The following is a 24,820-nucleotide window of genomic DNA, read 5'->3' on the forward strand; positions in this document are numbered from 1 at the left end:
ATACCAAGCGAAGTTATTGGCGTTATAGCCAAAAAATGATTCCAACTTACCATTCTTAACCTGAGCGCTAATGACTTGCCCTGCCGCATTGTATTTCACGTTGTTATGAACAATCGTGATATTGATGGAATGAGTGACAACACCATCACCAGCTTGATTAAAGGTGGCTTGCATCTTCTCCTGAATCATGCCTTCTTGTTTATCAAACTTAGCCTGAACTTGTGTTTTATTTTCAGCGAAAGCCTTATTTGTGTTAGAGATGGCAGTAGAGTTTGAAATGATATCGGCCTGAGCCTTATCCATTTCCGTACGAATCTCAGTAAAACGCTGGCCGATGGCCTCATCTAGTTTAGTGATAGATGTTTGCGTCTCTTTAATTGCAGATTTGTTGTCACCAACAGCGGAGTAAATCTCTTTAACTTCCTGTGCCCACGCCTCGCTATCAGTTGCGCGAACCTGCCATAACTCGCGAATGCCCGCTTGAGATTGCCCATGTTTCACCAACAAACTGCGTGATAGCTGAGAGTCCGCATTACTGAGAATTAGCGCAGTTTCTGCATTCCAATCTAAACGCTTACCGAGTTGTTTTCCAGCTTCAGTTGTCATGAAATAACCATCTAACTCATCTAAGATCTCCTTTGTATTACTATCTGGTTCCCCTTTTGCTTCAACAAATACTGATTTTCCTACGGCATTCACACTACGAACATAAATATAATAGGTATGCCCTGCCTTTAAGTTTCGGCCTTGAATAACCCACATAGAACTAATACCTAAATACTCAGCACGATTTTCCACCTCATGAATATCAGTGATCTTCTTTTCTGAAAACCAAAACTCATACTGTGCTCGTAAGCTATTTTGACCACCAGAACGCGGAATAATCCCAAGGCTAAAATAACCTGACTCCACTTCAATATAACTCGGTGGTAATGGTGGATTAATCGCGAATGACGTTGTGGCCACCTCGCCTTTTTGTTTCCGATCATTTTGAGGCACGACGGATAAAACATAATTTCCTTGAGGCAAACCACCAAAACGATACATCGTGTCAGTAGTTGACGCTGTTCCAACAATGCGATCACCCGTAGTGAGTTTTAATAAAAAATCGACTCCTCGGCTGGAATAAGGCGTATTCCAACTGGCTTCAACTTGCCACGCGCTCGCATCCGATTCGATATCCACAGAAAGATTTTCAACCGGTGAAATAAATCCACCCAGTGGCGTATCGGGCTTGGGTTCAAACTTAGCACCCTTATCAACAATCGCCTCTTTTTCGGGTGTATGTTGCACTGCGATAACCGTAAAACTACCATCACCATTATCTGCCAAACTGATGGCACGAAATAATCGGCGACGTAAAGACGGGAGCGTTAACGTCCAAACTCCTCCATCTTTTAATCCTAACGGTAAGGTATCTAGCTTTATTTGATTGGATGCGGGATAACTCATCACTTCATACGATTGCGGATCACCTTGTGTACTAATGAGTGTGACGCTTGATTTACCACTTTTTGGTGTGTCGATATTACGATCTAAAGTTAACGTTTGAGAGGCATAATCAATGTGTGTTAGACGTCCACCAATTTGATTGTCTGCGTAATAGTTATCGGCTATTTCGATAATATCACCCGGCATGTGGCGTAAACCTTCACTGCCGACAGTAAACTCAACCGTCTGTGTCTCTAATTTTTCAGTCGTTAATAACCAAAGACCATGACGATGGGCTTGCCCTCGGCTAGTACAACCAAAGGCATCGACGCGCATCACATTACGCCCAAAGCGGGCAATGCTGGCATCATCCTCAACCAACTCGACACTGGTTTTCCAGCCATTATCGGGATCAATAAAGCGAACCTCGACAGCAGTATGACGCGATTTTAATGCACTAAAACTATACTGAAAGTTACCATCAATCACGTTGGCGTTGGTATAAGGCCACACCACATCAGACGGTCTATCTTGAATAAAGGTTAATGCTCGCCCATTCCAGACAGGCATAATGCGCATCATGGCACACATATCGCCCATGACATCATAGGCCTTGCGCATATCCGTAATGTAAGCATTACACGTCATGCGTGGTTCTTTTCCACCGAACCCATCATCAACCTGCTCATCACAATAACGACCAATCGCATACAGAGCGAATTTATCGACCTCACTAATATTGAGGCGTTTTCCCATTCCGTAACGTGGATGAGTTAATAAATCCCATAATATCCATGCGGGGTTGTTGGTAAATGCAGGTTTAAAGGTGCCATCCCAAATGCCTGTATAAATCTGTTTATCCGGATCGTAATTACTCGGTACTTGAATGATACGGCCTTTAATTAAATAATTACGGCGAGGAAATTTATTACCAAACTGTTCACTATCAAACATTAATCCAGCAACAGCAGACCCCGGATAAGTTTGTGAAATATCCACTAACTCAGAATAGCTCGACCAAACGGTATTATTTTGAATTTTGTCAGAAGTGCTGTCTTGAGTGATACGGATCATGCGCACACTAAACGGAACGGGCGGTAAATCATCCAACACAACGGCCATCAAATAAGGTGAGTTAGAGCGTTTGCCATTAATCGTGACATTTTTCTCTGTTATCCATGCCCCGTTGCGCTGAACTTGGATTTGTAATTGAACAGAAGTCGGTACGCGATCACCATTATCTTTGGTTTCAACCAGTGCTTGCGTACCAAAGGTTAGACGTAAACGGTCAATATTGGGTGAGGTAATAGTACGAGTGACGGGGGAATTATATTTAACTTCGATACCCACCGGCACTTCATTCGCAGACGCGGTAAAGCCACTCATTGCCGGTTGCTCTAATGTCCCTGCTCGCCATTGTGCATACATCCCATTAATGGTGCTATTGCCAGAGCCGTCTATCACAGGCGTATCATCCAAATAAATACACCCTAAATCATCCATCGAGCCTTGAACATGAATAGGACCTTCAATCGGTCCCTCACTGATTAAATCAATTAATGAGGCTTTTTGGCGTGATGTTAAATCGTTTGGTGCCTCATACGGTGTTTTTTGACCACCACCACCTTTACCCATAATACAAACTCCTCTTAACCGCCGTGTTTGCCGGCATCGATATCTTCGCCGTCACTGTCATCCATAATTTCAACGGATTGTGAAATGACGCGTGAACCACACATAATTTCGCCATACGCAATGGGCACCGGCATCCCTTGTGCAACCGCGTTATCCAGATTACTAAAATAGGTATTGCCTTTTTCTTCATCACCACGAGATAAATTAGGGGGTTTAGGCGCGGGGATCAGCATTTGAGCGACACCACCAATCATCATGGCTGCACCACCTGCCATCAAAGAAGTCGCCACTGTTGCGGAGATCCACGCTGGCCCCCACCATCCCAATGAAAATAAGGCAGCACCCGCAACAAACTGAAAAACACCGACGTTTTTAGCCCCTGATAATTTCGGCACAATATGGACGACCGCGTTATCCGGTAAGGTTTCATTGAATTTTTGGTTAATTTCTTGCGGGGAAATATCGGTACCGGCAATGCGTACTTGATACCAACCATCCCGAATCGCTAAACGTAAGGCTGGAATTTGAATGAAAAGCGCGTGAAGCCCTTCAGAAGCAGTACTGACATTTAAATCAAAGCGACGTCCAAATCGTTGCAAATTCCCGTAAAGTCGGAAGGTTGCCAATCGCGGTAACGCCAGATTGAGTGCGTCATTCGTTGCCATCGTTCGTTATACTCCTCGCGTTTGCTCAGTTGGTTTGGAATGTGATGCAAAATCGTTTGATTGCCTAAATAGATCCCTGCGTGGTTAGCGCGAGAGCTGGCATAACAACACAAAATAATATCGCCGGGTTGTGCCTCTTTTTTGACCTGTCGAAAACCACTGCTCACCATATTATCGAGATACAACTCTTTACCTTGTCGCCACCAATTATCATGTCGCTCAAAATCAGGTAGATCATGTCCTGACAAATGGTAAGCATCACGAAACAGCCCATAACAATCTGTTGAGCCATGAGCAAATTGGCGACCTAACAGATGAGGCACCGGTTGATAGCGGTTAATTTTTTCATCACAGACCACCCACCACGGCAATGCGCTGTTCACTTGCAGTTGGCGGTCTAAGGAACTGAGATAAGGCTGACCATCAGGGTGACTGTGGACAACCGCAATCACTTCGCCCTGGTGTTCGGCTCGAATAAAATCATCAAAAGAAATCGTGAAGTGGTTTTTCGGATCGGCATGTTGATTAATACAAGGTAAATATTGCTCACCCTGCGCGGTACTTACCAATAAGCCACACGCCTCTAAGGGCGCTTGCTCTTTTGCATGCGCCAAAATTGCTTGTTCAATCATGAGAAACACCTCAGAAGGGAATTAACTATTACCAATGCGGGAAGTCGAGACAAATGCCCCTATGCGGGATTCGTTTTTTCGTAGCTTACAGTCACTCAGACGTTTACCACATTTATCTTTTAACGGATCGGTGGTTGGTTTTCCCCATTCATCAGCAACAGGAGCACCTTTATATCCGCACTCTTCTGAGCGATATCCCCAAGGGCAGATATCCGACAAAATAACGCGACCAGGAAGCATCAACCCATCGGTTTCACTGGGCGTTGCCAACATAAAAGTGGCGGTCACTGAATTTAAACTGGTCATCTGTTCAATGATCCAACGTGTCACAATCTCTTGTGACGGGTCGGCATTAGGATTACCTTGGGGAAAATTGACAGCATCTAAAAATTGGGTACTGACAATGCGACGTACCACCAGCCCACCGATTGCACTATCTAGTTGACTGGCAATCCCCGTAATCAGCCCAAATAAATTCGACAATGTAATAGTGGGTCGTCCTGATGGCCCTTTGCCATTGAAGGTAAATCCCTCACCTTTCACTGGATAAGGTTCATAGGTGTTTCCTTGCCAGATTAACGGCTCTTTACGCTGATTGAGTCCATCAAAAAAGCGGTACCGAATACCGCCTATTTTGGTTAAATCAAATTCGTAAAGCTCAAGCAAAGCATCAGTGGAGGAGAGTTCGATAACACTAATTCGCATTTCAGGAGGAATATGTTGCATATTAGCTCCAATAAAAAACCACCCGAAAAAGGTGGCTTATTATAATTTTCGTAAATATTTAAAATAATACAATTAATATGATTTTTTATAGTTTCCATCCACAGTATTTTGATACCGATTTTGAAACTTCATCTATATAATCAATTTTAAATTCGCTTACAGCTTGGGTTCTATCATATGGCTTATAACCAATAATTAATTTATTACTATTATTTATTTTTTTTATAAATTGTATCGGATTTAAAGGAAACAAGGTGTCATTATCCCCGCCTATTTCCCATCTTTCGGTATATGCTTTCTTCCCATCAATTCTAATAGTAACTTTACTATAATCATCCAAACTTATAAAATCATCTGTCGCAAGGAATACATCAGTCTTATTATCAACACATCTTAATACTAACGCCCCATCACCACTTTTAGGTGGTAATATTGCAAAATAATCTATTTTATCAGTTAATCTATTCTCTTCTTTAGTTATGATCCATTTTCCTAACGATATATTTTCACTACCAATTACACTAAATGAAGTAAATAACAAAACTGTTAGTATTATATTTTTCACCATTATTCCTTATTTCAATAATCTAAAGTAAAATAACTTATATAACAATTAGTTATTTTTATCATATTGAGTCATGATGTATTTATATATTTTTTCGGCATCCTTGCATTGCTTTGAGCTATCATTGTCTACAACACACTCACCATGATAACGTGAGATCATAGATACAATACCAATAGCATCTACAAAGTATTTTTCACACTCAACATTACTTTTACAGGCTTCTTGTTTTGCATGATCGATAACTGTAATTTCATCAATAGCAAAGGAATAAGAACATGTTAACAATGCTATCGCACCAAATAATACTCTTTTCATATCACCCTCATTAAAGTTATTTTTATCAATCAGCATAATTAAAACAAAGTCTGTTCAAATTCAGCTGTTATTTCAGTTCTAATCATTCCAACTGATGATGACCACTTTCGACATATTACCTTAATTAAGCCTGATTGGTGAGGTGGCTTCCATAAAAATGCGGTGACACCAGCATGTTTTTCTAAAAATGACTCAATCCGCAAGCTTTCACTATTTATATAGATTAGCGTTACATTGTACTTTTTTAGATTATTATTAATACCGTCAGGGCGACGCTGTTCATAACCGTCGCCAAATTTCACTGATTTTACTCGAGGCTCAAACTCCTTTTTCATATCAGGTTTAACTTTCCACTTAAATGATTCCATCTACATAGCTCCACCATCACGACGCTGGCTCATAATATAGTCCTGAGCACCTCGCTTACTGATTTCATAAACTTTTTTCAATGCTTCAGGACCTATCTGACCATTGCTACCGTCATTTTGAATATTAATATGATAATGCTGAGTAACACCTCCTCCCTGATTAGGTATTTTCGCAATAACACCCAGCTTTCCATCAGCACCACGTCGTAGAGGGAAAATACCTTCTGGGCCTGCCTCTCCCATCAAGCCCGCGCCTTTTGCAAAAGCAAACATAGTAGGCTTATGCACGATCTGCCCACTGTAAGCACTTAGGCTTGCTGAGTTGTAAACCCCGCCGTCCGCATTCGCAACTGGTGCGCTAAAACCAAAGCCCATCGCTTCTATTCCTTTGACTAAAGACATTTTAATTAAAATATCAGTTAGCATTTTGAGAATTGATTTTGTAAAGTCTTTGAAATTGGCTTCACCTTCAAATAACACGTTGGTTAACTGGCTACTAAACCCATTGAGTGCCATTGATGTTGCATTTTGCACTTGAGAGTTAACATCAAGCGCGGTGTCTTTATAATTGCCCCATGCTGTTTGGGCACCCGCTAACCAATCAGCACGCTTCTGATCTTCAACTTCATAGGTTTTTTGTTGCTCGGCTAACATATTGTTTAGCTGTGGGTTCTCTTTTTGACCTGCAAGAAGTTGAGCTCGTTCTAAGTAACGTTGTTGCTCTCTTGCTGATTTACCCATACTTTCTTCAATCGCTTTACGTTTTTCCGATTGTTGAGCAATATATTTATCAGCCTGATCTTGCATCTTATTTAAACGCTCTTGCAAAGCAACTTCATCACCCACTAATGCAAGTTTTTCCTTTTGAGCAAGAATATTTTCTTTATTTGATAATAAAGATTTTTCGGCGTTAGTTAATCGGCGTGTCAATTGCGCTTCTTCTAAAATTGCAAATTGTGCCTGCTCTTTTTGAAGATCCTTGCGTTGTTGACTGATAACATCATTAGCGCTTTGATGTTTTTTAAGAATTTCTAACTGGGCTTGTAATGAGAGTAAATCGCGAGAAGCTTTTTCCTCTTCACGATCTCCAGCAGAAACTTTATAAGGTTTGATTTTAGGTGGTTGGAGTGGTTTGTGATCCCTCCATCGACGATTGATTTCTGTTTCATATTTTTTAAATTCTTCTGTACTTAACGTCCATTTTTTTGCCTCTAATTGAGCTAGTTCCTTGTTTCTTCTAATTTCTCGATCTGCATATCTATTCTCTAACTCATCTCTTATCCTTAACCTATTTACTTCTAATTGCTCATTATTTTTTATGGCTTGAGCTTCTTTTTCCGGTTTTTCTAAATCATAGAGTTGCCCCCTCAGTTTGCTTAAATTAGCCTTAACATCCTCAACTGTTTGCCCTGTTCTGTCATGATGTAGCTTCACGGTAAATGGGTTTAACTGAAAATTAACTAGCATTTCTTCGTGTTCACGGATCTCATCTTGTAAAGAGCTTCCGAGCTTAAAACGAAGTACAGCATCTTTAGCCTGATTAGTCGCATTTTTAATGCGAACCCAGGCATCTTCTATTGTTAGCAGTTTGTTAGGTATTTCATTAGCACCATCATTGATAGATTGCGCATAAGCATCAATTGCTAATCGTGCTGCTTCGGTTTTATTACCTTGTAATTCGAGCGTTCTGATTTGCTCTAATTGGGATGCTGTAAGGTGGTGATTCGCTTTTTCTAATTCAAGCGACATTTGAAGTGGTTCATCTTGCAAGCGTTTAAACTGATCAATCGTGGTATCAATCGCCTGCCCTGTGATGTAATTCATCTGTGCGGCCGCTTTTGAAACACGGGAAATCTCATTATTTGAAAATACGCCTGTACCGACAACACTCGAAATGGATGATGCCATTTCACCACGCGTAATACCGCCACCCGCAAGGGTTCGCGCCATTTCATTTAATTGGCTGGCTGACTTATTGGCGTAGTTACCGGTTAATATCAACTGCTTATTAAATTGAGAAAACTCTCTTTCTGCATCATAAGCTAATTTTGCGACGCCCGTTAAACCGGCAGTGATCCCGCCCCAAATACCACCGCGAACCAGTGAGCCCATATTAAAGGAATTAGCAATCCCCTGAAGACGACCAGATAATGACTTACTGTTTTTATCAAACTCTTTAGTTTCTTTGTTCGATTCAGATAATCGACGAATATAGATCTCAGCTGAAGAACTGACACCTAACTGAGACGCTTGATAACGCAACATCTGTTCACGACTTAAATTTTGAGTGGCAACTTGTTCCTTTAACCGCTGAATAAATCGTGTTTTTTGTTGTGTCAGAGACTCTTCTTCTCGGCGTAACTTCATTGACTCTGAAGTAATAGCAGAAATAAGCACCTGATAATCTCGCTGATGGATAGTGCCTTTCTTCACTTCTTGGTTTAACTGAGCCTGAATGGCTCTTAATGCCGATTCACTGCCGGATAGGCCTTTGACGGCTTCAATTTGTTTATAATATCTCTCAGTATTCGCGTCTTGCTGATCTTGTATTGCCCTTATTCTTGATTTAGTGACATTTTGAATTTCGGCGAATTGCTCACCTGTAATTTTGAGTTTGTCATAAGCGTTTGTTGACTTATTTAAAACATCAGTGAGTTGTTCGAGTGCATTTCTCGTTTGCCCCACACTTTGAGCTTGCTCTAAAAAAGCATCAGCTTGTTTACGTGACTCAACAGCAGAACGTGCCTCTTCTTGAGCAATTCGCTGATAATAATCAGCTCTTTGTTGTTGAGAGATTTCTTGTTGATTGTTAAGTTCTTGAAGAGACTGCGCAGTACTCTCTGTTGAAGCGCGAGCAGATTGCGCCTGTTGTTCAACCATTTGAGCCATGCGTCGTTGACTGGCTTCGGCTTTTTCTGCGGTTTCTTGCAGTTGACGTTCAACACGCCCCATTTGCTGGCTAAAATCGGCTGTTTCAGCGCCTAAATTAATCGTGAGATCCGCTATTTGTTGGCTCATATCGTACTCCGCCCGCTATCCCTTCACTTACCGCCATCATGGTCTCATCGTCCATATCAACGGCTGGTTTACGTAACAACACGCTGAAATCTTCTGGTGATAAACTGCTACTGCCACCAAAAACACTGGCGACAGTAAAGTTAAGACCAGAAAAAGCATGATCGATAAGTTGGATGGTGAAGGGAGTTTCATTAAAGAAGTGTAACCAGTCAGCGAGCTCGGTCGCCGTCATTTCGCTGAGCATCCTGCGCCAATCAGCACGTTTAAATTCATGCGACAGGCGCAGGATAAATTGATGTTCACGGGCAACTACTTTTCCAGTGATTCTTCCTGTGCATCACTTTGAATATTTTCATTTTCCGCGCGTTCAACTTGTGCCATTCCACTAATCACCAGCACTTCTTTAGCTGCTAGGCCTAGAGCTTCAGGATTCCATGAGGAAAGAACATCATTGTAAATTTGCTCAACATCATCTGATTCACCATGTGCTAATGAACGAGACACTAACCAGGCGTTCGATTCTGTATTCACACGTATAATCAGGGCTGTTTTTTTAACACCTTCCACTTTTTCAATATCGTCGTTTTTTTCTGATTGCTCGACTAAAAAATCAAAGTATTCAATGCGTTGAAGTGCTGACAATTCATATAACGCAACAGAATTACCACCGTAAGTAAACTCTTTTTTCTTTAAAAACATACTGTTACCTTTTATTCATTGTCTTTTTTAATAACGGGCGCACTTTTGCCTTGCTCTGAAGCTGATTTAATTTCTTCTGCAAGGGCTGGACGACCACTGTTGGTGATTTTAATTGTGCGGGTGATCACTTCTTTTGCCGGTACTGTTTTTCCTAGTGAACTGACCCAACCACGATAAATATCGACAGCACCATTTGGATAACGAATACGGTAGTGGCGAACATCACCCAGCTGGAACCAATCAACCAGATCTTTTTGTCCCTGCTCGCCCGGTTTCCACGCCAGCGTAACGTTGGCTTCACCGGCTGATTTTTCACCTTGTGCAGTGGCTTTCCAGTCTGCGTCTTCATCGTCAAGATAGGTATCGTCATAACTGTCCGCGGTAATTTCACCGGGCTGTAACTCTTTAATTTTTGCCAGTCGCGTCCAATCTGTATCGTCGAATGGCGCTTTTAATGGGTCTTCGGTACCGCTATAAATCCAAAGCGTGGTACCAGCACCTTTTACGGGTGCCAATGGGTTTGGTGTAGGCATAATGATTCCTTTTACATTGAGTAACTAATTTGATAATTGAGATCGACAGAACCCCATAACCCCATTTCTTCATCACGATGGTAGTCGTAGCCGTTAGGGGTCATATTTTCGATAAGATCGGACAGTGCGGGAATGGAGGTCAGTGCGGGATAAATCACGGCTTCAACCCATTTATCTAATTCAGCATCAGGGCTATTCGCACTGAGAAAAACTTCTATGTGAACAATCGATTGCCAGCTGTCTTCATCAAGGTTTTCACCTGTTGAGACAGCATCCGTGATATACACGGCAACCGCAGGGAATTCGTTTTCATCCACAAAAAAAGGGCGACCATCAAATACTGTCGCCCCATTGGCATGAGGTTCAATCGCCTCTTTAATTGCGTGTCGGATCTGCGTGTGCTTGATCACCAAACCCTCCCTTTTATATAAAGCCGTAATTGTTGCTTTAAGGCCGCCGCCATTTCTTTAGACATATCAGATTCAATAAGCTTCTCTGACTCTTCGGTGTAAGCTGTTGTTAATGGTGTGACAAGCGGAATTTTAACTACTTCGATAGGATAACGACTTTTTCCAACGCGCTGAAGAATATGCCAGCGCCCATTATCAAGCTGTTGAATAAAGGCATTAGGAAAAGAAAATTTGCCCACTTTCAGCACACTCCCAGATCCTTTTTGATTACCTCGTTTTCTTGATAATTGAACGCGCGCATTACCCAACGCAATGGCAGGTAAATTACCCCGGTTTATCACTAACCTAGCGCGAGGTGTTTTATAGCGACTACTCGCTCGATTAAGTCGAACACGTTGACGGATCAGACGTTGAGGCACTTTGGTTTCGGCTGAAACTCGTTTAACACTGTGGCTAATGACACGACGAGCAACACGGTTGATCGCCATTGCCGTTGCTTTCGGTACCATTTCATCATTAATGCTATTTAGGTTTTTAATGGCTTGCTCTAACCCTTTCATATCACCCACCTATTTAATCCAAATATGTGGTTTACCATTAAACTTTTGATATCGCGTGATTTGGTAAGTTTTTCCATCAATTTCAACAGGATCCTTACGGTCAGGTTGATAGGTTGACGAAAAAATAACATAACTCACCCCATCACCACTCATCGGCCCCAATTCAGGGATAAAGTGAGATTCAAGTGCTTGATAAAAAACACCATTGACACGGATGGGAACCCCCATCCGTTCTTCGGTCACGTTATCCATTCTTTTTACCAACCGTTCAAATGGATTCATCGTTTCCTGCCTTATGGCGTACCCGCTGGCGCAAACACATTCAGTTTAACCGTGACATTTTCACTCGATGCATCCGCATCATCCCAAACAACACCAGCAGGTGTACCACCTGTATCCACCACGACATTATCTTTAACTAAAGCAGTCGCACCGGCTTTTAAGGCAATACCGGCTTTCTTGTTCAGCAAGAAAACACCTTCTGAGAAACCATCCCCTTTTTCACTAGGTTGAATATCGGTAATCGCAACACCAGCAATGGCACCAACGTGCACCAGTTGACCACTTTTAATGATCTCTTTTGTGCTATTAACCAGAGCAATTGTGCCGCCCTGTTGTACATAATTTTTAGCCATAAAAACTCCTTCCGATGCCGAGGCACCGGATTTTAGATATAAAAAAAGCCCATCAGGGCATCAGGGTAAAACGAAGAAAAAAGACGTCTTATTTACCGGAGACTTTCAGCAGACCACGATAATCAACTGGCGCTACACCCGCATCAATACGTACTTTTGTAGTGACACCATCTGAGGTAAAGCCTTCAAGCTGATCAATATACGGCACATCAATCCCATTTAAGTACGCCACTTCAATGGTGTCGCTACCTTGACGTGATGCCATATACCAATCTTTTTCACTCGCATCATCTAAACGAGGCTCAGCAATAATTTCGGCTAAATCACGCACTGGGTTAATAATATTAGAATTAACATCTGCGCCTTTCACACTACCTGATTTAACCACTTGGATAGCTTGTGTTTCTAGTGTGGTCGGTACCAACATAAAGGCAGGTCGAATATTGAGTGTACGCTCGCCTTCTTTTTGTTGACTCATAGCGGTACGACCCGCACTGATGGTTTCTACATCCATCCCGCCAGTGATCATATTTTTATGATCGGCACTAAATAGTGCTTTTTTATCACTCATTTTTTCATTGTCGATAAGTACCGCATACACCAAATCGCCGACTGTTGCTTTAGCTGCACGACCAAACTTCATTGGTACATCCGTCAGCATATTCATATCATCATTGATGATGGCTTGACGGGTAATACTAAATAACTCACCGTAGGTAGCCAGCGCGATGGTTTCGCCTTTATCATTGAGCGTAACATACTTATACTCAGCCCCCTCACGCACTTCACGTAAGGAAGGGAATGCGCCTAGACCAACACGATGTGCGGTTTTAAAGTCGCTGAGTTGCCCTTTTTTCGTCCATTTTTCAAAGGTTTCTTCGTTTTCTTCCCAACCGAGTAAAATCGCTTTATTCGCGACATCCAGTAGGATATTACCGAAATCAGAGGTGCTGTGCGTAAATGCCATTCCAATCATTTGCATCGGATTATACGTAGCCACACCAACACCACGTTCTGTCAGTGATGCGCGCGCTAATTCACGCAGTGTCATGCTATTAAAGGCGTTATCTTTCTCATAATCCTGATAACCCGCACGCGCCATCACAGAGGCGCGCACACTGTCACCGACGATATTGCCGTTTCCTGCGTAAATGTGTGCATTATCTTTATTTGATGGCTCAGGATTTTGTTGTTGTGCAACCGTGTTAAGTAATTGCTCACGCGCTTTCTCAACAGAACAACTCGCATCCGCTAAACAAGTGATCATCAAATCATTATGACGACCGCCGAACATGGCAAATAAATCTTTAATACCATTTAAGCGCACTTGTTCATCAGCATAGGTGACGTTAGGTTGAGGCTCTGGTGCTGGGGCTGTAATAGGTTGTTGAATAGGTGTGGTCGTGTTTTTAGGGGTAATTTGATTTTTAATTGCACTTGGCATAGATGAAAATTCCTCAATTCGTTTAGATGTAAGACTTGCCATTGCTTTTACTGGCTCAATCACTTTATCGGCGAAACCGTGTTCAACACACTCGTCACCATCAAGCCATGTTTCCTGCTCTAACATGGCAGTAATTTCTTCTGTTGTTTTTCCTGTTTTAGCGACATAAGCAGGAATAAGTACGTTTTCCAACTTGTCGAGCAAGTCGGCATATTCACGCATATCATTCGCGTCACCCCATGAAACGCCCCATGGTTTGTGGATCATCATCATGGCATTTTTTGGCATTATGACCGTGTCACCGACCATCGCAATGACCGACGCCATTGATGCGGCCAAACCGTCGATATAAACCGTGATTGTTGCCGAATGGTTTTTAAGTTGGTTATAAATGGCGATACCATCAAACACCTCACCACCCGGTGAGTGAATATGCAGATTGATATGGCTGAGATTACCCATCGAGAGCAAATCTTCCGTAAAGCGTCTTGCGCTAATTCCCCATCCACCGATTTCATCATAAATATAGATATCCGCAGTTTGGTCTTCTTTAACCTGCATGCGAAACCAGCTTTTTTGATTTACTGGCCCCGACATTTTAGGCATCGTCATCGATTTCTTGTTGTTTAGCATCTTGTGCCCCTTTGTCATTAGAAGGATCAGTATCAAATACCAGTCCTAATCGTTTATTTTCGTCAATTTCGGTTTTACGACGACGTTTTACATCCGCAGGGTTGCCCCCTTTAGCTCGTATCCAGTCACTTTCTGTTGACGCACCACCGCGTAACAAGGTTTTCCATGCCTCAGACTCTTTTTTCGGATCAATCCATGGCATCACAGGGCCACTGTAAACCGCATTAAACAGGGATTTAGTATCAACATCTGGAGGAACCACTATCACACCACTGGCTATCGCCATTTTTAACCAATTGCGATACATCGGACGGCTAATACCTGCCACAAAGGTATCTTGGAAAATGTTATAACCTTCAAATGACTCCACCAGCTCTTGTCGCTGAGCGCTATACGTACCGTTATAGTCACGAGCGATACTGGAATAACTGCCCCGACTGCCTGCAGAAACCGCACGTAATTGTCCATTGCGAAACGATTGTAGGTTGGGGTTGGGTCGGTCTGATTTGATCATGCCGACTTCTTCACCCGGTTTTAAGCCGTCGTAAATCATGCCAGGCTGAATATCGATGTTACGTTGTTCATCTTCGTCGTATTCACCCTCAGGGAAAGAACCGGCATCCCCTTTTTTGATGTACATACCTAACGAAGCTGCAATACGTGCAGAAGTTAACTCTGCGTCTTCGTAATCTTTTAACGCACTTAAGCGCATTAAGATCCCCGAAAACAAACTAACACCTCGCGCTTGATGAAGCCGCCGAGTGAATTTCAGGTGCAACATATTTTCGGCATCAATAGTTTTGATATCCCCTAAATTGGCACTGAATTGTGGGAGGTTTTTATACACCTGATACCCTGTGGGTCGCCCCCAATCATTAAATTTAATGCCTTGGATGATCTTACTTTCAGGCATATTCATGTGGATCGGCACAAAGTCAGGCTCTAAGGCTTCGAGCCAGAAATAGATATTGGCTTGAGGTTCTAACCCTTTGGCTTTACCTTTGACCAGTTGAGCAAATACTTCACCATCACGTAGCCACGTTCTAACCAATAAACGCTCTAATACCGGGCGACTAAATTGTCCTGTCACTTCGGGTAACACTGACCACTCCGCCCAGGCTTGACGAATTTGTGAGGCTAAATCTTCATGAATTTGCCCTGCACCATCGAGAGGTTGCGGTTCAACAATAATGCCCTTTGCCCCAACAATGCGCTCTTCCATCTTGTCGAGAATACCGATAGAGATATCATGATTATTATCTAGCCATCGCGCTTGCTCCCGTAATGAAGTCCCACCAAATTGAGTCAGTTGGTTACCATTACGATTTTCACGTTTAGCAGGATGAGTGCGAGTGGGTAAAACGGCTTCATAGGCTTTAATTTGTAATCGAGAGCGGAGGCGTGAGGCTTGCCAGTTTGGCGCAAAATAACCAATAGCGCTGTCTAATAATGTCATCTAAACCTCGCTAATTTATACATCGGATTGCCTCGTTTTCTCGATATCAACGCCGATAAACGAGATTCCCAACGCTCACGACCCTTAATGATTTCGTTGAGGTTTTCCATTGTCATGGCTTGTCCATTAAAGGTGATAGATTTACCTTTTAATACCGCCTCTTCCGCTAAACGGTATTGCTCAATCATGTGTTCAATTTCTTCTTTCGTCATATCCAGCCTCCGCTGTTTGATACCGGTGCCCATGCAGATACCGCAGACGTTTCCTGTTTTTGGGTTTCGGGTGAGGGTTTTATTTCAGGCTCTGTGGCAATATCAGTGATTGAAGGAGGTGAGGAAAGAGCAACATCAGGTAACCTTGCCCATTTAGGCGGCTTCTCCCAATTAATATTTTCGTACCCTTTTAATATCACCAAGGCATGAGCGTAAACCATCAGGTCAAATGCCTCATTAGCACCTCGACCCGGCTTTTCCCAATGCCCTTTTTCATCACGCTCTTCATACGTCAACTCGTCATAGAACGATTCATCCAGCCAATCAGGGAAATGAATATAATTAGGTCCTACGGTATCGCGCGATAACGCAGAACTGATCCGGTCTTTGAGTTGATCTGTTTGCAGTAAATAAAGAGGCACATCCCCTTTTGCTTGGGCGCGCCTCTCAGAACGACTGGTGTTATCGGGGAATGATTTAGTAATTAACTTACTGCGTTTATGCCCGTCGCCCTTAAAGAGATAGACTTTACGGTGTAATCCCTCTTTTCGACAGCGACGCCAAAATTTATACGCATTATCAGTAACGCCATCTTCACCACCGGAGTCCACACCCAACATCATGATTTCCATTTCATGGTGAGGATAATGTTGCAATGGATAAGTTTTCTCTAATACATCGGTGATTAATACTTGCCAATCTTCGGGATACGAACCCGGATCAATTCGACGGCATTCGCCGTTATTGTCATAACGTAGGGATTGGGTGATTTCAAATCGGTCAATCACCCAACGTTCGCCTTTTTCGCCGTAACCGACCACCTGAACCACAAAGCGTCGTTTTTTACCGCCTTGTACGTCAACCGTGGCAACCAAGAATCGCACACCGTCTGGGATCACTGACTCTTCCCAATTTTCTACGCGATTAATCAGTTCATCACTCTGACGCTGTTCTTGTGCAACTTTGGGTAAATAAGGTAAACCCCAGTCCGTATTAGTTACTGACTTTAATGTTTCTTCACTGCCCGTTAATTCATATTCTTGCTCTGCACCAACAAACTTATTCACTAATTGTGCCCATGTTTGATAAGCCGCAGCAGGGCCTTCCATCCAAAAAGAGGCAAACCTTGAATAGCGAGAATTTCCAGTTATTTTTCCTGTTTTATCAATCAATTGCCCCTCTATTAGCCATACGCCTTTATTGTTTAATGTTCTTTTTTGGTCATGTTCTATCTTTGATAAACAGTGAGGACATTGAAGATAGGCGTTTTTACCTGCTTCAAAGGGATCGTCCGTTAATGAAAACCCAACCATGTTATCTTTTATAGGTTGAAAATATTCACCACAATGTGGACAAGGCCAATACCAACGACGGCGATCACCTCGGTTATAAAGTGATAAAATCCCTGTTGTGGGTGGTGCCTCATGAGGCAATGTTCGACTCCACTTTGTATTTGTTATTTCACGACCAGGAGAGCTTTCCACCAGCGTCATGCCAGCAGACATAAAGGTGGTTGTCCGTTTTGATGCTAGTGAAAATGCATCGCCTTCACCGTCAATATTTTCAGGGAAACGGTCATAATCAGTTAAAGCAACAAAACGATAATCTGAAGATGACATAATGTTGACGGTTGGCCACCCTATCTTCAGGTAGTTTCCTGCTCTAAATGTTTTGTCATGAACGTTATTGTCGTTTGTGCGAGGGCTTAACCGTTTTGATACCTCCCTGCTCACTCTAAATGTTCTATCTAGCCGTTTTTTAGAGTGCTCTCTGGCTTTATCCTCTGTCATTTGAATTAATAAAAAATCAGCAGGATCACAAACAATGGTATAAACAATCCATCCATCAATTAATGCTAATGACTTACCTGTTCGAGCTGGTCCAACAAAAATAACAGCATCATAACGCCTTGATGTTAAACAATTCATAGGCTCCATAATGTAAGGTGTTAATGTGTCATCCCAAGGTAATGAACTACCGCCATCAAGAGGAACTCTCATATATTTTTTAACGGCTTCCGCGACAGGTAATCTGTTTGGTGGTTTTAATAATGTAGATACATCACGCCGAATGGATGAAGCGGAAGCAAATCTTACTGTCATTATTCCTCCATCGCTTCTGCATTATTTACTTCACTTGATAACAGTTCTCTCATTTCATCAATAACAATTTGAACTTGCACTAATTGTTCTGCATTCCATCCGTGATCTCGCTCTAACCTGTCTGGCCACGTTTCCAGAACCTGAGCAATCGCCTTGATAATAACCGCCATTTCTCGATGAACTTCTGATGCTGGAATAAGTTGTTTTAATGTAGTTTCAAATTTAATTCTTTCATTTTCAGATTGATACCAATCTTTTCTATCTTTAGGGAACATAAGGTCAGGATCTTGAATCCCTTCCCCACCCTTACTGTTATCTGCAAAAATTATTGGCCCAATATCTCTCAATGCATAAACAGGGTTTCCTCTGACTGTATTAGCAATGGGAACATTGGCTTCTAATAATCTCTTTTTGACTGTGCCTCGGTTTAGCCCGAATGCCTCAGCAATCTTTGCAACACTCCAGTTATAGGCGTCTCCCAGATTGCTGACATTAGACATCGACACCTCACTTGGTCAGGTGAATTTTTTGTTTTTTAATAAAAATCAATATGATAAATAGCATTGAGGTGACAGCAGTTAAAAAATATCGTCATCTCAATGCTGTTTATATTTATATATATCAATAAATTAGGAGACCTGCTGCTGACACCATGGAAATCAGAAAACTAGCCGTTTCCCGCGTGCGCGTCGCCCCGTGGAGAGGGTACCCCGCCGGGAGTACCTTTTGAATTAACTAATTGTTTTTATTTAATTATTATTTAAATAATTCTTTATCTATCTTTACTTCTGGCTACACCACGTTCTGTTAATAGCCTCAGCCCATGCTTGTTGATCTGCTACCCGTGCATTCATTAGTTCAGCAATAGCGATACTGGTTGACTCTGCTTGCTTCATTAAACCTTCTGCCTTAATCCTTATGTCCCGATCAAACTTATTATTGATAAGCACACCACTAAATACCGCATCACCCGATGCACTAAATTTAATCTTTGGTGAATCAATGACAGCATCTTTAATGAAACACTTGTCTAGAGCTGTAATAAAGAAATCGTTGCTTTGCTCTGATTTAATGCTGACCTTGATACCTACATCTTGCATCAATTGTTTAATACGGGTTAGTTGTTCTTCTAACTTATCTAACTCGCTTGTATCTACTGAGACTTTTAATTTAATAATGTTATCTGACATATCTATCTCCAATAAAAAACCACCAGCTATTAACTGATGGCTATCGATATAAACTCTATCAACGCCACTCAATGAATGACGTTTGTAGAATTAAATATATTTATGTCTCTCCATAGTCACGCCGTTTCTTCTCTCATAGCTGACGTTACTACTCATACTAAAAACGAGTGGATTCATTGTTTTTGATTCTCACCATGCGCTCGCTGTGAGGAAATGCAGGTCATGGCTAACATAGGAAACAGCGACAATGCAACGCATTAAAAATCCCCGCTATTGCGAGGTGATTGTTTTCTAAAAATTTACGTTGATTATTAACAATTGAGCTTATTGGTTATTGGTAATCTATTGTTTTCACACATACCAGTGAAAGCCCTGAGGAAGCCCAAAATCACAGGGTTATTTTTATCTTGCGTTGTTTATTTAGGTAGGAGATGGGTTAATCAGAATTATCAATCTGGTATATATACTTACTTAAGCTATACTAAGCAAATATCACTATACTTTAATTGATATATTGTTAGTTTGCCCATGCACCCATGCTGGGCTTTTTTTTGTTTACACACTCCACTCTAATGTAATCCTGCAACCCTTCAATTATTTGCTCTGACTGTGCAATTCGCTCTCTGAGTAACCAATAATTTCGGATAGCGGTGTCAGTAGGTCGGGCGGTGGTTGCATTAGCCATGCTGGTGGTGGGATTACTGGTGCTCTCTGGACAGTTGGCTTTGATGTACACCCGTTCAGGATTGCGCTCAGCACTAACACGCAACCTATCAATTTCATTCTTTGCACTGGCTAACTCCTGAGTGTATTTAATATCGAGGTGATTTAGTCGCTCTATACGTACTTGATAATCAGTATTGATAGCCTTCTGATCTTCGAGTGTGGCAGTAAGTTCTTTGTTGTTTTCTGTCAGTGTGTTAATTCTTTTCGCTTGTGCATTAATCAACGCACAACCACCAGCAACAATCCCCACCATCACAATGACAATGTAAATTTTCCAGTGCTTCATAATTAGTACCTGTGATGTGATATAGCTACCTGACAGCGCTTTTCTAAACTTGCCTTATCGTTAACACATGAATTATCAATTGAGATATACACACAAAAAGAAACCATTAGTAATATTGCAACAACGGTTATTAGAATGAGGATTAAAGATTTCCATGACATAGTGCTGACTCCGCATCTCTACGACTGACTAGCCCTCGCCAAACCTTTCCACCAGCATAAACCCAACGTTTCATTTCTTCACAAGCACCGTACTGATCACCTGCGTTTAATTTCTTTAGCAATGTAGAACGTGCAAAGGCTGTGGTACCCACATTGAAAGCAAAGGAATATAGAGAAGCTTTTGTTTTATCATCTACCGGCACTTTAACCAGGACATCAACTTGCTGTTGCGTTCTGATAAAGTCTTTCTGCAGTAACTCGTCACACTCTTGTTGTGTGTATGTCTTACCTTGAATGATGTCGTTTCCAGTATGGCCATAACAAACCGTAAGAATTCCAGCAACATCACGATAAGGCTCATAACGAACACCTTCAAAGTAACCGATCACTGTTATCGCAATACTGACCGCACCAGCACTCGCAACTGCAGCCACCTTTTGCTTTAGATTCATTAAATGTCCTTTTTAGCTTTAGTCAGCATCTCGCCAACTATCTTTTCTATGTCCTGCGGATCACTAGAACAATTTCGATGAACTAATTCAGCAAATAACGCTGTTCGTTTCCGCTGTTCCCGCTGTGTCATAAAATAAGTTGATAATCCAAGGAGCATGCTGAATCCCATCCCTATTACAAATCCCCATTCATAAAGTGAAAGACTTGCAAAAAAGGCAGTTAAGCCAGCTGTTCCGTAGGTAGCATTGGTCAATTTTTCCATGCGCATATACACCCCCTACGGAGTGTCCGAGTTTAGTTAAAGGGGAGCAGACTCACAGCTCTTGTGTGAAGTGGTTAGTGTGTGTGATTGATACTGTGGTCTGCAATGTGTAAATAGATGGTGGGCACAACTCCACCTAGTGTGCAATTATCGATATCTCTGCATGAGGTTTTCGATAATTAATGAAATACCGCTCGCCAATAAGCTTTATATTTAGATCGGGTAACGAAATAATGAAATGACCAAGCTAAGCCTAATTGCTCTTTAGTCTTACCAGATAGATTTATACATAGATTAATAAATAAATTTTTCATATTTTCTCCAATAAAAAAGGCCACCGAAATGACCTTACTGGCAAGCTTTTCTGCCTCTGGAAATAACCCGAACAGTATCACCTGTTACTGTCGTAATATAAGCGCGATCTGTTCTATTAATATCAAATGATGGGATGGCGTCTTTCTTTATGTGTTCAACCCGCGCCACGATATCTTTATTTTCTGATTCAGGATAAAACTCTAAGCGGTACATTTCACCTAAGCAGTGGACTTCTTCCACTTTACGTCCTTCACGTTCAGTAATTAATTTAAGTGCGTACATAATTTCGTTCCTTATTTTAGATAATAAAAAAGACCGCCTAGGCGATCTTTAATTAATTCATACATTTTTATTTATGACGTGTGACACTCTCTGCAGCACCAGTAGCAACCATCAGCGGTTCTATATCCATTAGCCTTTGCTTGAGAAACAGCCTGAGCACAACTGGTAAAATAACCTAAATATTGCCGATTTGACTCGTTAGGCATGTGGTTACAACCATCTTGATGAACTTCATAATCACCATGATTATCAGTAGATGTGTGAACATAGTAATGATGATACATAAATACCTCTTATTGTTGTGTACACAAAGAGATAATATGTTAAATAGTTAAATTATTCTTACTATTAGATCACATATCAAGCAATCAACAGGTAAAACAGCAAGTTGTATTTAACCACACTTTCGTAGTGGTCACGCCATGCCCTTGGGAACTGCCGTCTATTGACCGCTAATAACTGGTGTGTATTTGGCTTTTACACTGCTTTAAGAGCTATTTTTAATATATTAACCTTAACCCGTCGCTACACAGGCTAGCTATCATGCTACTCAGGGGTTAGTCATTACCTAACCATTATCACCTAGTAATTGCGGTTTAACCGCTTATTTGCACATAATAAATACTCCATAGTTATGGTGCCTTCTTAGTCGCGACCAATTTGGCGATTTAATATTTAGATAAATAAGAAAAAAATGTGAGAGATAAAGCAATTTAGGAGCGCATGAAAAAAGAAAACCCCGCCGGAGCGAGGTTTCATAATATAAGTTAGGTGACTACGTATTCACTCTTATCACATTAGCACTATTTTTGCGTAGCGCACTAATGCTTTTTTTGAATCGATAATTTTTGGTGATTTCATTACCTCAACATCCATTTCAAGAGGAACATTTAACATAGCCAAACATCCCTCGACAAATCCCTCAGCTACTTGAAGTTGTTGTCTAATGCGCCCTTCACTCACTTTCCACGATTTAGCAATGCTCCGCTTTGATAACCCATAAATATAATGAGCAACAATTAACTCCAATTCATCTTCTTTTCTAATTCGTTTTAAATGAGCAATAACACCATCAATTAATAACCCGTCGTCATCACTACACGCAATGCGTGAACTAGATGATGGTGGTATTAAACCTTTAAACCCTGCAGCTATATGAGAATAATCCACACCACTATTATCATTAGATGCCCATGCTCCCCAACGCGATAAAACTTCCTGCATATCTCTCATGCCTAATACTCCTCGTGCCGTACACACGTTAAATAAATGCACCGATACCTAGCGACCGGTTTAAAAAATGAAATAACAACTCGATTTGATTGCTGTGAGTGGTTTCCCATTGTTTTGGGTCACGGTGTAGCTCGTCATGGTGAATGCGACATAATGGAATAGTGAATAAATCGTGAGCTTTCATTCCCATACCTCCCATACCATGACCAATGATGTGGTGCGGATCATCAGCCTGTTGCCCACACACGCAACACGGTTGAGTTTTCACCCATTGTAGCCAGTTGGTGCTTTTCCAACGTTGCATTTTAGGTTTAAGAAGAAATGACGCTGGTGGCTCAGGATCGACAGAGACTTTTATAACGGGTTTTATCGCATCTAAACGCTCATTCATTGCAGATAATACTGTTACGTTACTTGGAATAATGTCAGCCTCAGGAAAACCGCCATGCACTCTGCGCTCTTTAGGCTCCACAGGCCAATCCAACACTCTCCGCAATATGGCATCGTGCAACTCATCAACAACACCATGCATAACAGCAAATGTGAAAAAGTCTGGGATAGTTAGCTGGTGGTTATCATCTAACCTCAAACGAAAACGAATAGTGTCTATCATCCAATTGATACGATTTTCATGGGCTAATTCAGCTACCCACACAGCCGATGAATGACGAATATGATTATCGTGGTACCAACAAGTGCGGATCACCCCCGCCTCATGAAAGGTTGTTACTAATTCATGGTGATGATAATTATCCTCATCGTTGTCAATCTGACAGCAATGAATATTACGAGTTACCCACATATCCATTGGGGCAACCTTATCTATCGCATGAACCACTTTTTTACTATTGAGAAATTGTATGATGTATTTGTTATTCAATAATGGCTGCTCATCACCCGTTAAAACACCTGACGGGAGAACGTCTAAACTTTTAGGTACATCACTAATAATTACGCGGTTGTGCTTTTTAAATTGCTCGAGTAATTCAGCGCCCGGTTTAAGTAACACAACGCCAAGCTCTTTTTGAATATAAGGTGTTAATAATAATTTCATACACTCACCTGTTTATTCAGCATCACCATGCGGATCAACTCATCCGTTTTGCTCTCAAAGAAATGCGGTTGGGTTTCACGAGGGTTATTAGGGCTGGTCATATTCTTACCAAACTGACAACCCCTTGCCGTAACAGACCAAAACTCCTTCGTTTTGTTAGCTGTTTTCGTGCTTGGACGTGATAACCGCTCAACAATGCCAAGATCAGCTAATCGTTTGTAGGCCTGTCGTGCTGAAATAGGTAAGTTGTGTTTGTTGATCAGCGTTGATAGTGCAACTGTTGGCCGACTTGAACCATCCATAGAACCGCTGGGCGCATCAATCGCATAAACAGGGGCTAACTCAGGTAATCCAGCCATTGTTTGTAATTTTTGATAGGCACCCAACTTTGATGAGTTGGAGAAATTTAAACTTTTAGACATAGATTCTAGCAATATCACACCGGCTTGAACCTTATCACTGAGTTTTTCTTGGTGCTGTTGTGTCACTAAAGCATCAAAGGTGCGGATCACTTTTAAATGAAAAGAAGCACTGATCCACATTGCATAAGCGTAAACCAATTCTTTGCAGACATAGGTACCTTGGTTATATCCACCAGCAACAGTAACAATAGGCGCTCCTGAGATCACAGGAGCGGTCGAAATTTCATCAATTAACTCTTTTGTTTGAGCCAATGAACTCCAGTTTGACGGTTGGTGCCGTTTTTCACCACCCGACACTCGATGTAAATCATTTAAACAATAACGACCGGCTACATCTCTACGAACCTGAAAACCATCAATAACAATTAATCCATTCATGCTATTTCTCTCCACT

General features: G+C 41.6%; 28 protein-coding genes and 1 pseudogene. All 29 read right to left on the minus strand.

The window, feature by feature from the left end; all coding sequences use genetic code 11:
* A partial coding sequence (locus tag M997_RS11670) for a TipJ family phage tail tip protein (RefSeq protein ID WP_156510822.1) occupies positions 1 to 3,066 on the minus strand: 3,066 nt, incomplete at its 3' end.
* A 14-nt stretch (positions 3,067 to 3,080) separates the two neighbouring features.
* A complete protein-coding gene (locus M997_RS11675) occupies positions 3,081 to 3,731 on the minus strand; it encodes a tail assembly protein (protein ID WP_064720298.1) in 651 nt (216 codons plus the stop codon).
* Positions 3,635 to 4,363, minus strand: a complete 729-nt coding sequence (locus M997_RS11680) for a C40 family peptidase (RefSeq protein ID WP_064720299.1) — start codon at positions 4,361 to 4,363, stop codon at positions 3,635 to 3,637. The genes M997_RS11675 and M997_RS11680 overlap by 97 nt, the downstream gene beginning before the upstream one ends.
* Positions 4,364 to 4,384: 21 nt before the next feature.
* On the minus strand, positions 4,385 to 5,089 hold the full coding sequence (locus M997_RS11685; protein ID WP_064720301.1) for a phage minor tail protein L: 705 nt from the start codon (positions 5,087 to 5,089) through the stop codon (positions 4,385 to 4,387).
* A gap of 85 nt (positions 5,090 to 5,174) precedes the next feature.
* Positions 5,175 to 5,654: a type VI secretion system-associated protein TagO gene (locus M997_RS11690; RefSeq protein ID WP_157957772.1), complete on the minus strand. Its 480-nt coding sequence runs from the start codon at positions 5,652 to 5,654 to the stop codon at positions 5,175 to 5,177.
* A 48-nt stretch (positions 5,655 to 5,702) separates the two neighbouring features.
* Complete coding sequence (locus M997_RS11695) at positions 5,703 to 5,972, minus strand: hypothetical protein (protein WP_156510823.1); 270 nt, start codon at positions 5,970 to 5,972, stop codon at positions 5,703 to 5,705.
* A gap of 38 nt (positions 5,973 to 6,010) precedes the next feature.
* Positions 6,011 to 6,340: a phage tail protein gene (locus M997_RS11700; RefSeq protein ID WP_064720304.1), complete on the minus strand. Its 330-nt coding sequence runs from the start codon at positions 6,338 to 6,340 to the stop codon at positions 6,011 to 6,013.
* On the minus strand, positions 6,341 to 9,358 hold the full coding sequence (locus tag M997_RS11705) for a phage tail tape measure protein (RefSeq protein ID WP_064720305.1): 3,018 nt from the start codon (positions 9,356 to 9,358) through the stop codon (positions 6,341 to 6,343).
* Positions 9,327 to 9,602: a phage tail assembly protein T gene (locus M997_RS11710; RefSeq protein WP_239994713.1), complete on the minus strand. Its 276-nt coding sequence runs from the start codon at positions 9,600 to 9,602 to the stop codon at positions 9,327 to 9,329. The genes M997_RS11705 and M997_RS11710 overlap by 32 nt, the downstream gene beginning before the upstream one ends.
* Positions 9,603 to 9,667: 65 nt before the next feature.
* Positions 9,668 to 10,057: a phage tail assembly chaperone G gene (gene gpG / locus M997_RS11715; protein ID WP_064720307.1), complete on the minus strand. Its 390-nt coding sequence runs from the start codon at positions 10,055 to 10,057 to the stop codon at positions 9,668 to 9,670.
* 71 nt (positions 10,058 to 10,128) lie between these two features.
* Positions 10,129 to 10,590: pseudogene (locus M997_RS11720) on the minus strand (phage tail tube protein); the annotation flags it as partial.
* Positions 10,591 to 10,601: 11 nt separating this feature from the next.
* Complete coding sequence (gene gpU / locus M997_RS11725) at positions 10,602 to 10,997, minus strand: phage tail terminator protein (RefSeq protein ID WP_064720393.1); 396 nt, start codon at positions 10,995 to 10,997, stop codon at positions 10,602 to 10,604.
* The gene (locus M997_RS11730; RefSeq protein WP_064720392.1) at positions 10,997 to 11,560 is read right to left on the minus strand and encodes a phage tail protein; all 564 of its coding nucleotides are present in this window, start codon (positions 11,558 to 11,560) and stop codon (positions 10,997 to 10,999) included. The genes gpU and M997_RS11730 overlap by 1 nt, the downstream gene beginning before the upstream one ends.
* A gap of 9 nt (positions 11,561 to 11,569) precedes the next feature.
* Entirely contained in the window at positions 11,570 to 11,842 is a 273-nt protein-coding gene (locus tag M997_RS11735; RefSeq protein ID WP_064720308.1) for an ATP-binding protein, read from the minus strand.
* An 11-nt stretch (positions 11,843 to 11,853) separates the two neighbouring features.
* Entirely contained in the window at positions 11,854 to 12,195 is a 342-nt protein-coding gene (locus M997_RS11740) for a DUF2190 family protein (protein ID WP_064720309.1), read from the minus strand.
* A gap of 88 nt (positions 12,196 to 12,283) precedes the next feature.
* Entirely contained in the window at positions 12,284 to 14,272 is a 1,989-nt protein-coding gene (locus M997_RS11745) for a ClpP-like prohead protease/major capsid protein fusion protein (protein WP_082918436.1), read from the minus strand.
* A complete protein-coding gene (locus M997_RS11750; RefSeq protein ID WP_064720311.1) occupies positions 14,238 to 15,728 on the minus strand; it encodes a phage portal protein in 1,491 nt (496 codons plus the stop codon). Before M997_RS11750 ends, M997_RS11745 begins: the two co-directional genes overlap by 35 nt.
* On the minus strand, positions 15,725 to 15,940 hold the full coding sequence (locus tag M997_RS11755) for a DUF6148 family protein (RefSeq protein WP_004247869.1): 216 nt from the start codon (positions 15,938 to 15,940) through the stop codon (positions 15,725 to 15,727). The genes M997_RS11750 and M997_RS11755 overlap by 4 nt, the downstream gene beginning before the upstream one ends.
* On the minus strand, positions 15,937 to 18,042 hold the full coding sequence (locus M997_RS11760) for a phage terminase large subunit family protein (RefSeq protein WP_064720312.1): 2,106 nt from the start codon (positions 18,040 to 18,042) through the stop codon (positions 15,937 to 15,939). Before M997_RS11760 ends, M997_RS11755 begins: the two co-directional genes overlap by 4 nt.
* The gene (locus M997_RS11765) at positions 18,042 to 18,542 is read right to left on the minus strand and encodes a DUF1441 family protein (protein WP_064720313.1); all 501 of its coding nucleotides are present in this window, start codon (positions 18,540 to 18,542) and stop codon (positions 18,042 to 18,044) included. The genes M997_RS11760 and M997_RS11765 overlap by 1 nt, the downstream gene beginning before the upstream one ends.
* A gap of 282 nt (positions 18,543 to 18,824) precedes the next feature.
* Positions 18,825 to 19,232: a hypothetical protein gene (locus M997_RS11770; RefSeq protein ID WP_064720314.1), complete on the minus strand. Its 408-nt coding sequence runs from the start codon at positions 19,230 to 19,232 to the stop codon at positions 18,825 to 18,827.
* Between the two features lie 517 nt (positions 19,233 to 19,749).
* Positions 19,750 to 20,244, minus strand: a complete 495-nt coding sequence (locus tag M997_RS11775) for a lysis protein (protein WP_064720315.1) — start codon at positions 20,242 to 20,244, stop codon at positions 19,750 to 19,752.
* Between the two features lie 142 nt (positions 20,245 to 20,386).
* Entirely contained in the window at positions 20,387 to 20,857 is a 471-nt protein-coding gene (locus M997_RS11780; protein ID WP_064720316.1) for a lysozyme, read from the minus strand.
* The gene (locus M997_RS11785) at positions 20,857 to 21,126 is read right to left on the minus strand and encodes a hypothetical protein (protein WP_064720317.1); all 270 of its coding nucleotides are present in this window, start codon (positions 21,124 to 21,126) and stop codon (positions 20,857 to 20,859) included. Before M997_RS11785 ends, M997_RS11780 begins: the two co-directional genes overlap by 1 nt.
* 342 nt (positions 21,127 to 21,468) lie before the next feature.
* Positions 21,469 to 21,717 carry a hypothetical protein gene (locus tag M997_RS11790; RefSeq protein WP_064720318.1) on the minus strand — a complete coding sequence of 83 codons (249 nt, stop codon included), beginning with the start codon at positions 21,715 to 21,717 and terminating at the stop codon, positions 21,469 to 21,471.
* Positions 21,718 to 21,788: 71 nt separating this feature from the next.
* Positions 21,789 to 22,001 (minus strand): hypothetical protein, encoded by a 213-nt coding sequence (locus M997_RS17235; protein ID WP_074379358.1) that lies wholly within the window; start codon positions 21,999 to 22,001, stop codon positions 21,789 to 21,791.
* Between the two features lie 508 nt (positions 22,002 to 22,509).
* Positions 22,510 to 22,950: an antiterminator Q family protein gene (locus M997_RS11795; protein ID WP_064720319.1), complete on the minus strand. Its 441-nt coding sequence runs from the start codon at positions 22,948 to 22,950 to the stop codon at positions 22,510 to 22,512.
* 28 nt (positions 22,951 to 22,978) lie between these two features.
* Positions 22,979 to 24,004 (minus strand): DUF968 domain-containing protein, encoded by a 1,026-nt coding sequence (locus tag M997_RS11800; protein WP_064720320.1) that lies wholly within the window; start codon positions 24,002 to 24,004, stop codon positions 22,979 to 22,981.
* Positions 24,001 to 24,804: a KilA-N domain-containing protein gene (locus M997_RS11805; RefSeq protein WP_064720321.1), complete on the minus strand. Its 804-nt coding sequence runs from the start codon at positions 24,802 to 24,804 to the stop codon at positions 24,001 to 24,003. Before M997_RS11805 ends, M997_RS11800 begins: the two co-directional genes overlap by 4 nt.
* Positions 24,805 to 24,820: the final 16 nt, after the last annotated feature.

The sequence above is a fragment of the Proteus hauseri ATCC 700826 genome, assembly GCF_001654965.1.
GTDB classification, from domain to species: Bacteria; Pseudomonadota; Gammaproteobacteria; order Enterobacterales; family Enterobacteriaceae; genus Proteus; species Proteus hauseri.